This is a genomic window from Virgibacillus chiguensis, assembly GCF_900129865.1.
Classification (GTDB): Bacteria; Bacillota; Bacilli; order Bacillales; family Amphibacillaceae; genus Virgibacillus; species Virgibacillus chiguensis.
In genome coordinates, this window is sequence record NZ_FQXD01000008.1 from 183,826 (window position 1) to 190,807 (window position 6,982).

The 6,982-nt window shown below is 34.6% G+C and carries 9 protein-coding genes; 1 reads left to right on the top strand and 8 read right to left on the bottom strand.

Annotated elements, in window-relative coordinates; genetic code table 11:
- The first annotated feature begins 142 nt into the window (after window positions 1–142).
- Window positions 143–1,048, top strand: coding sequence for a PhzF family isomerase (locus tag BUB45_RS11095; RefSeq protein ID WP_073008952.1), 906 nt, complete (start codon window positions 143–145; stop codon window positions 1,046–1,048).
- Between the two features lie 628 nt (window positions 1,049–1,676).
- Here the strand turns inward: BUB45_RS11095 and BUB45_RS11100 are convergent.
- The 8 genes from BUB45_RS11100 to tnpA form a co-directional block, all read right to left on the bottom strand.
- Window positions 1,677–2,189, bottom strand: coding sequence for a tetratricopeptide repeat protein (locus BUB45_RS11100; RefSeq protein WP_212590767.1), 513 nt, complete (start codon window positions 2,187–2,189; stop codon window positions 1,677–1,679).
- Window positions 2,138–2,272, bottom strand: coding sequence for a hypothetical protein (locus BUB45_RS20640; RefSeq protein WP_280157439.1), 135 nt, complete (start codon window positions 2,270–2,272; stop codon window positions 2,138–2,140). The genes BUB45_RS11100 and BUB45_RS20640 overlap by 52 nt, the downstream gene beginning before the upstream one ends.
- A 77-nt stretch (window positions 2,273–2,349) precedes the next feature.
- Window positions 2,350–3,621 carry a plasmid pRiA4b ORF-3 family protein gene (locus tag BUB45_RS11105; RefSeq protein ID WP_073008957.1) on the bottom strand — a complete coding sequence of 424 codons (1,272 nt, stop codon included), beginning with the start codon at window positions 3,619–3,621 and terminating at the stop codon, window positions 2,350–2,352.
- 59 nt (window positions 3,622–3,680) lie between these two features.
- A complete protein-coding gene (locus tag BUB45_RS11110) occupies window positions 3,681–3,872 on the bottom strand; it encodes a hypothetical protein (RefSeq protein WP_139300144.1) in 192 nt (63 codons plus the stop codon).
- Between the two features lie 34 nt (window positions 3,873–3,906).
- On the bottom strand, window positions 3,907–4,779 hold the full coding sequence (locus BUB45_RS11115; RefSeq protein WP_244527720.1) for a metallophosphoesterase: 873 nt from the start codon (window positions 4,777–4,779) through the stop codon (window positions 3,907–3,909).
- Window positions 4,780–4,801: 22 nt separating this feature from the next.
- Window positions 4,802–5,008 carry a hypothetical protein gene (locus tag BUB45_RS11120; RefSeq protein WP_073008964.1) on the bottom strand — a complete coding sequence of 69 codons (207 nt, stop codon included), beginning with the start codon at window positions 5,006–5,008 and terminating at the stop codon, window positions 4,802–4,804.
- 178 nt (window positions 5,009–5,186) lie between these two features.
- Entirely contained in the window at window positions 5,187–6,413 is a 1,227-nt protein-coding gene (locus BUB45_RS11125; RefSeq protein WP_073008967.1) for an MFS transporter, read from the bottom strand.
- Window positions 6,414–6,784: 371 nt separating this feature from the next.
- Window positions 6,785–6,982, bottom strand: a 198-nt coding sequence (gene tnpA, locus BUB45_RS11130; RefSeq protein ID WP_139300145.1) for an IS200/IS605 family transposase, incomplete at its 5' end; no start/stop codon positions are given.

The following is a 6,982-nucleotide window of genomic DNA, read 5'->3' on the forward strand; positions in this document are numbered from 1 at the left end:
AAAAATAGGGAACATACAAAATAGGGACGTGTTGCCTTTAACCAACTCAGCAGTTGACTTAGCACCATAAATCCTTAATAATAAAGAAATCACGAGGTATCTACAGGCATTTTTTTGAATAAAGTGAAAGGAAGTTATGCGTATGCAAAGAAAATATAAACTATATCAAATTGACTCGTTTACACAGCAAAAGTTTACAGGAAATCCAGCCGGTGTTATAACAAATGCGAATGGATTGACAACAGATCAAATGCAAAAGATAGCTAAAGAGCTTAACAATTCAGAAACTGCGTTTATCTTTCCTGCAAATAATTCTAATTATGATGTACATGTCCGTTTTTTCACACCAACAAATGAAGTCCCCATCTGTGGCCATGCTACAATTGCAGCTCATTATGCGAGAGCTAATGAAAAACATTTAAGGAGTTCAACAGTGTATCATAAAACAGGCGCTGGGATACTCCCTGTCGATATAATAAAAGAAAAAGAAGACTATAAAATTGTTATGACCCAAGGTGAAATTGAATTTGGGGATATAATAGAAGGTATAATTAAAAATGATTTATTAACAGCACTAAACTTACATTCCGATGATTTATTAGAGGGGTGTGATATACAAATCGTATCAACTGGACACTCCAAAGTTATGATTGGCGTAAAAAATATGATCACTTTAAATCGTATAAAACCAGACTATACTGCCCTTTCCAAACTAAGTAAAGCTATTCATTGTAATGGATATTATGTTTTTACAACATCTACAGATGGCAGTGATACTTTAATACATGGGCGCATGTTCGCTCCTGCAATAGGCATAAAAGAAGACCCTGTAACTGGTAACGCTAACGGGCCTTTAGGGGCGTACCTTGTTCATCATAATTTAGTACAACATAATAATTCACTATTTACGTTCAAAGCTAAACAAGGAGAAGCTATGGGGAGACCAGGTATTATTGAAGTACAAGTTTATATAGAAGATAATAACCCCATTAAGGTAAAAATTGCTGGAAATGCCGTAGAAGTATTTAAGACCGAACTCTTGTTATAAATACGTGTGGATAAATAGTAAGTTAGATCGGGAAATTCAAGAGAGACAGTTTTTAGGTAATAAACTCCTATCGACTAGTTTTTACACTGCCCCCCCAATATAGGGGGACTTAGATAAGCCCCCTACATGGACCATTAATAAGACTTTGAAGCCTTTCATCAACGTTAATGTAATCATATACAGTAAAATTTTTACTTTTTCCTCGTTCGTTTATGCCGTTTTTTAACTTTTCTACTCTTAGATACATTGGGCTTTTCCCAAGTTCGTTCTCTTTTGGGAATCCGATGTGCCATTTTCCCCATAAAAATTTCTGCAATTGAATAAAAAGATTGTAAATTTCCGGGAATTATTTCAACATCCAAATCTAGGTGCTGATCAATATAATTTAAAATTTCTTGATCTCTTATAGATTCTATTTCCTTATTAGTAGGAACAAAGGGTATTTCCTTATCTGAATGAAAATGAATATAAAATAATTTATCTAAACTGTGACTTAAACAATCCCTTAAAACAACAGCACTTAATTTGTCATATTTAGCTGCTGCAACAAGCGCTTTACGAAAATGAAGGGCAGCTTCCTCAAGTTCGCCTATCTGAAAGAGCAGAACTCCTAGGGAATAATAAGATTCTACTTGAAAAAATCCAGGGCAAGAGAATGCTCAAATGCACTTGCAGCTAATTCTGGACGACCTCCCTTTTCATACAAATTACCAAGGCGATTCCAAATGAAGGAATTTAATGGATCCTGTTCAAGTTGGCTTAGTAAATGCTCCTCACCATCGGAAATAAAGGTATGTGAGCTACCATCATACAATTGGTTTTTGCCAAATTCACAAATATTATCCGACGACGATCCCATATCAATACTTTTAGCTAACAAACTAGCGATTGCACGCATGAAAAACTCTTGTGGGAACTCCCAATTTCTAGCATTATTACAATGTTTACAACGGAAATATCCAGTGGTTTGTATATTTTCGGTTATTTTCTCTGCATTTGGATGTATAAGCATTATTCCTACATTATATTTTCCTTTACGTCCACAGCTTTTACAAGTAAGCATAAAGTGGTTCTCTGGAAAATTTCGATTTACTTGGTCTTTCGATTTGTATATTTCATTACGTATTTTCCTGGCAACCATGATGTCGTTGGTGAATCAGGAATAGCTGTTCTTTCTTTGGTTAGCAACTCAACTAATTTCGGGTTAATTTGCGCTTTTACCATGTGTGTGTCTAAATCCTTTCTTTTATCGCGAATATTTTTCGTATACAGCGTCCAAGTTGATTGGAAATATATGCATATTAATCATATTGATCAGGAGATTCGCCTTTCATTTCTATAATAGATTCCTTTTCTTCATTTCCCTCTTGTATAGCTTCTATTGTAATATAAAACTCCCACTCATCTCCAAAATCAAATAAGTATAAAAACTTCTGGCCTTCAAATAAATCTAACTGATTCAAACTAGTCTGATGCGCATAAGGTCCAGTAAAATCCATTCGGGAATTATAAGCATGTTTACTAAATTTTTTGCCATCCATAAAAAAACTATAAAGATGATCGTCATCAAAATCAAAAGCATACTGAATAAAGTCATGCAAGTTTTCTAACGAAACGGATAATGGCAAACGTAACTTTCTCCAGCAATTATTATGTAACATGACTTTAAAAATACAATTTCCAGTGATTCCCAGCTTATATTCATAGGACGGAAGCGTATTTTCTAATTCATCTTTCGGAAATAATGGCTTTACCGCCTCGATAAATGACGGCGTCCTTTCCTCTTGTTCTATTGCTTCCTTTTTCACGTTTATTTCGTTATGGTATTCAGGAATCAACATTTCCATAAAGAAAGAATCTAAACCTGTTAAACCCTCATCTTCACCAGGGCACCATGTATACAATAAAGGTAATCGTAGCTTTTTTAACAGTGGGTTAAATTTCACTCGTTGCAATTCATGTATAGTTGTACTTTCTTGAACTGTTACTTGCACTTCCCAAAGACCGAAATACTCGAAATAATATAAGAAATAACCATAGTCCAGCAACTGTTCAAAGGTTTCACCGTATGTAATTAATGAACACGAATGATTTTCCGCAGTATATAACCATGTTCCATAAGGAATATCTTTTTCTATAAGTTCTTCCAACCAAAAGTCCACCATGCTTACATATCTTCTGCTGTAGCCCTTAGTCAACTCGTTCCAATCTACTTTCGTCCAAAAAGCTTCCAATAATGTCACATATTTTTCCGCTTCTTTTAGTTCTTTAAAAGCAGTAACTCTTTCTTCATCGATCATTAACCGACTTATACTTTTACTTGCCACTTTCCTTATTAGGCGCAATTCCATAGCAATATAATATAACAGATGAACATATGGAACATCATCTTGGTTTGCTTTTTCCAAGATAGCTGGTTTATGTGGCGAGAGTTGTACATAAATAGCTTGTAAGTCTTTTCTAGTAATATATCCACGCGTTTTCGTTAATTTCATACCTTTACTAGCTATATAGTTCAAAAATGTTATAAAATCTTTACTTAATTTTATAGGATAATCAGCTGTTGTAATCATAGTTTGATTTTTTGTATTTTCGATTGAAAATCACTCCATATATAATAAAGTTTAAAATATCATTCATTCTCATTACCAGAGATCCATTGAAAAGCAATAAGAGCTCCAACGAAAGCTGCCAATGCGCTTATTATAATGCCAACAATCCCTTTAAAAGAAAAATCCGGCACAAAAAAATAATAAATACATAGAATAAAACCGACAAAACCACCTGTGAACAAAGCTTGCGTAACATTCATTTTCCTATGCATCGTTATTCCAACTCCTTTACTTTCACGCGCAAATTTACTTACCATAAGAAACCCTGATCATACTCATTTGGCTCTGATTTAAAAATCGTATTGGGGCAACGCTTGTGCCCAAACCACTATCAATATATAGAAATTGTTTTGAATGCATGGAATAAGTGCCTTTATCATATGTTGGGAATAACCCTTCATCAGGAGATACGAGTGCTCCAAGTAAAGGAAGTCTTACTTGCCCACCATGCGTATGACCGCTTAAAATTAAGTCAGCAGCAAGATTACGCTCTTTTTCTACAATAGTAGGTGAGTGAGAAAGCAATATCGTATAACGGTCATTATTTAAACCAGCAAAAGCTTGCGTGACGTTGTCATGATTTGTAGAACTATCATCAATCCCAACAAGATTTAACTTAACTTGGTTGATGGTCAGTTCACTATTTTCATTGTTTAACACTTTCACGCCACGCGCTTTAAGCCCTTGTAAAAATCCCTCCTTATTTGGATTTTCCCATTCATGATTACCAGTTATAAAAAAGGCCTGTTCCTGCAAAGATGTTAGCTCTTCAACCAACGTAAACATAGGATGAAACTCCGTAGTCTTTCTATCTATTAAATCTCCTGTAAGAACAATCATATCAGGATTTAAATCTTTTACCGTTTGAATGAGGGCTTCGTTGTTTTCTCCAAACACTTTGTTATGCACATCCGTAATTTGCAAAATATGAACGGCTTTATCAACGGGGATTTTATTGCTATAAAATTGGAGCTTATTCACTTTAAACGTGTTTGTATCAAGGTATACTTTTACAATAATAAGGAGAACAGCCGTTACCATAGTAATCAGCAATATTTTCCTCTTCGTTACAAATTTTTTCCTAGGACGCTTATTCATTTCGGCTTGTTGCTGCAACAAAATCTCCCCCCTCCTGTTCAGACTAATGGTTACTGTGATCTTTTTTTCTGTTATCTAAAAACTTTTGTGTAGCCATTCCAGCATTAAAAATGGAAGAAATCATAACCATGTAAAATAATAGGTTCGTTACATCATTCCCAGTAAATTCCGTATAGGTTGAGACAACATAGATAAAAGCTATTGAAATTAATATCCAACATATAAATTGCCCTTTGACGGATCGAACCACTCTCTAACACCTCCCCCATATCTTTTCACATGTACAACTAGAATCAAATTATAAAAACGAGGCCACTGATTCCGCTACATTTCTTTATTTTTATCGTTAGCTACAATGAAAATAGAAGCAAGCTAGAAAATCTAACTCTTTCTCATACTAAGAATGTTACCCATTATTTTACTATAATTTATAAGACATTAAAACAACGCTTTTTAGAAGGTAATCGACTAGCTATCAGCAAAGTGAAAGCGAGTAATAGCATGACAAAAACCCCAGCTATGACTGCTATGCGAATAGAAATCATTTGCGCAAGCGTACCTATTATCGTAGTTGTGAAAATAATTAACATCGCCTCAAATAAACGATATATACTACCAACTCTTCCCATAACATCTGTAGGTATATTGTTTTGATAAAAGGTAAGAAACCCAGCATTGGCATAAGAAATAAAGAAAGCGAGTATAAAAAATCCAATTCCAGCAAATAAAAATGTGGTAGAAATAGCATAAATAACATAGCCAAATGAAACAAGCACAGAGCCTAAACCAATGAGCAACGAAACAGCTATCTTCTTTATAAATAAAGTGTTGATGCAAGCTCCTAGTACGATTCCAGCACCTGCAATCGATACTAAAATGCCGTATTCGCTATTGGATAAAAGCAAGACTTCCTTCGCAAAAGCCGCTTCCAATGAATCAACCGCACTAGCCATGACAACCATCACACAACTAAATAAGACATAGATCCACATCGTATACTTATGTTCACGGCTAAAATCCATTACTACGTTCCAATCTTTCCGTAATATTTTAAAAGATATTTTTTCTTGCATTGTTCCATAATTATTCTCTAAATTAGGCATAAAATAAGTAATTAACCCAGAGGAAAAGAGAGCGACTGCGTTTATATAGATTGCTAATGTTGGCGTACCAATATAGAACAATAATCCTGCAACTGCTGGACCAATGAAAAAAGCTCCTGACGTTACTAAACTATATAGTGCATTGAATCTTTTCCTCTCTTCCTCTGGAATTAATTTCGTAATATAGATAATGGAAACTGGACTAAACATGGCACTTGCCATGTTTATGATAAACACAAACAAATAAATAGAAGAAACAGACGATAACAGTGGTAATAAAACAATAAAAAGTGCCCTTATTATATCAAGAAAAATCATTAGGCTTCGTTTGTTTAAGCGATCAATAAAACTCCCTGCCCAAAAACTGGTAAATAAAGTTGCTAAAGGCTTGATAATATACAATACAGATACAGCTAAAGGAGAATCTGTCATATCCAAAACAATTAAATTTAACGCAATAAAATAAACCCATTCGCCTATATTGGAAATACCAATGCCAAATAATAATATGCATGCATATTTCCAGCGTGTTATTTCTTTTTTTAAATTCAAATATCCTTCCTCCCTTAGCTCGGTTCATTTAAGCTTCTTAACCATAAAAAAATTACGTAAGAAACCCCTGTCTCAAAAAATTAACAAATGCTAAAACTAGCCTTACCTGCAATTTGAAATCTCGAGATACGTATAAAGTGAATCTTCAATCAGTGGGGGCTTTCTTTCATTCCCTACTGATTGTTAGTACGGCAAGGGTATGACCTAAAGGCCTTTAAACGAATCAAGGATTTAGAGCTGTTACCTTCACTTAAACGACCACCTGCTAAAGCAGGTGGATTTAGACATAAATGTCGACGACTAAAGTCGTTTCCCAGGCTAAAGTCCTGCTCAAAGGCCTTAGCTAAAGCATCCTCAAAGCTAGACTAAACTCATTCTTCTATCCTGAATATTTCGTCCTTACCTTCATTGAATTGATTTGCTATATAATTTCTTATTATTTCTTCCGTTACCGTTCCTACGGTGGCACAAAAATATCCTCTTGCCCACAAGTGCTGCCCCCAATATTTCTTTTTAAGTTCTGGAAACTCATCCTGCAATAATCTCGATGATCTTCCTTTTAGATACTG

What these genes read in the sequence shown, in the direction of transcription:
- BUB45_RS11095 (WP_073008952.1), top strand. Translation starts at nt 143, where the DNA reads ATGCAAAGAAAATATAAACTATATCAAATTGACTCGTTTACACAGCAA.
- BUB45_RS11100 (WP_212590767.1), bottom strand. Translation starts at nt 2,189, where the DNA reads ATGGTTGCCAGGAAAATACGTAATGAAATATACAAATCGAAAGACCAA.
- BUB45_RS11105 (WP_073008957.1), bottom strand. Translation starts at nt 3,621, where the DNA reads ATGATTACAACAGCTGATTATCCTATAAAATTAAGTAAAGATTTTATA.
- BUB45_RS11110 (WP_139300144.1), bottom strand. Translation starts at nt 3,872, where the DNA reads ATGCATAGGAAAATGAATGTTACGCAAGCTTTGTTCACAGGTGGTTTT.
- BUB45_RS20640 (WP_280157439.1), bottom strand. Translation starts at nt 2,272, where the DNA reads ATGGTAAAAGCGCAAATTAACCCGAAATTAGTTGAGTTGCTAACCAAA.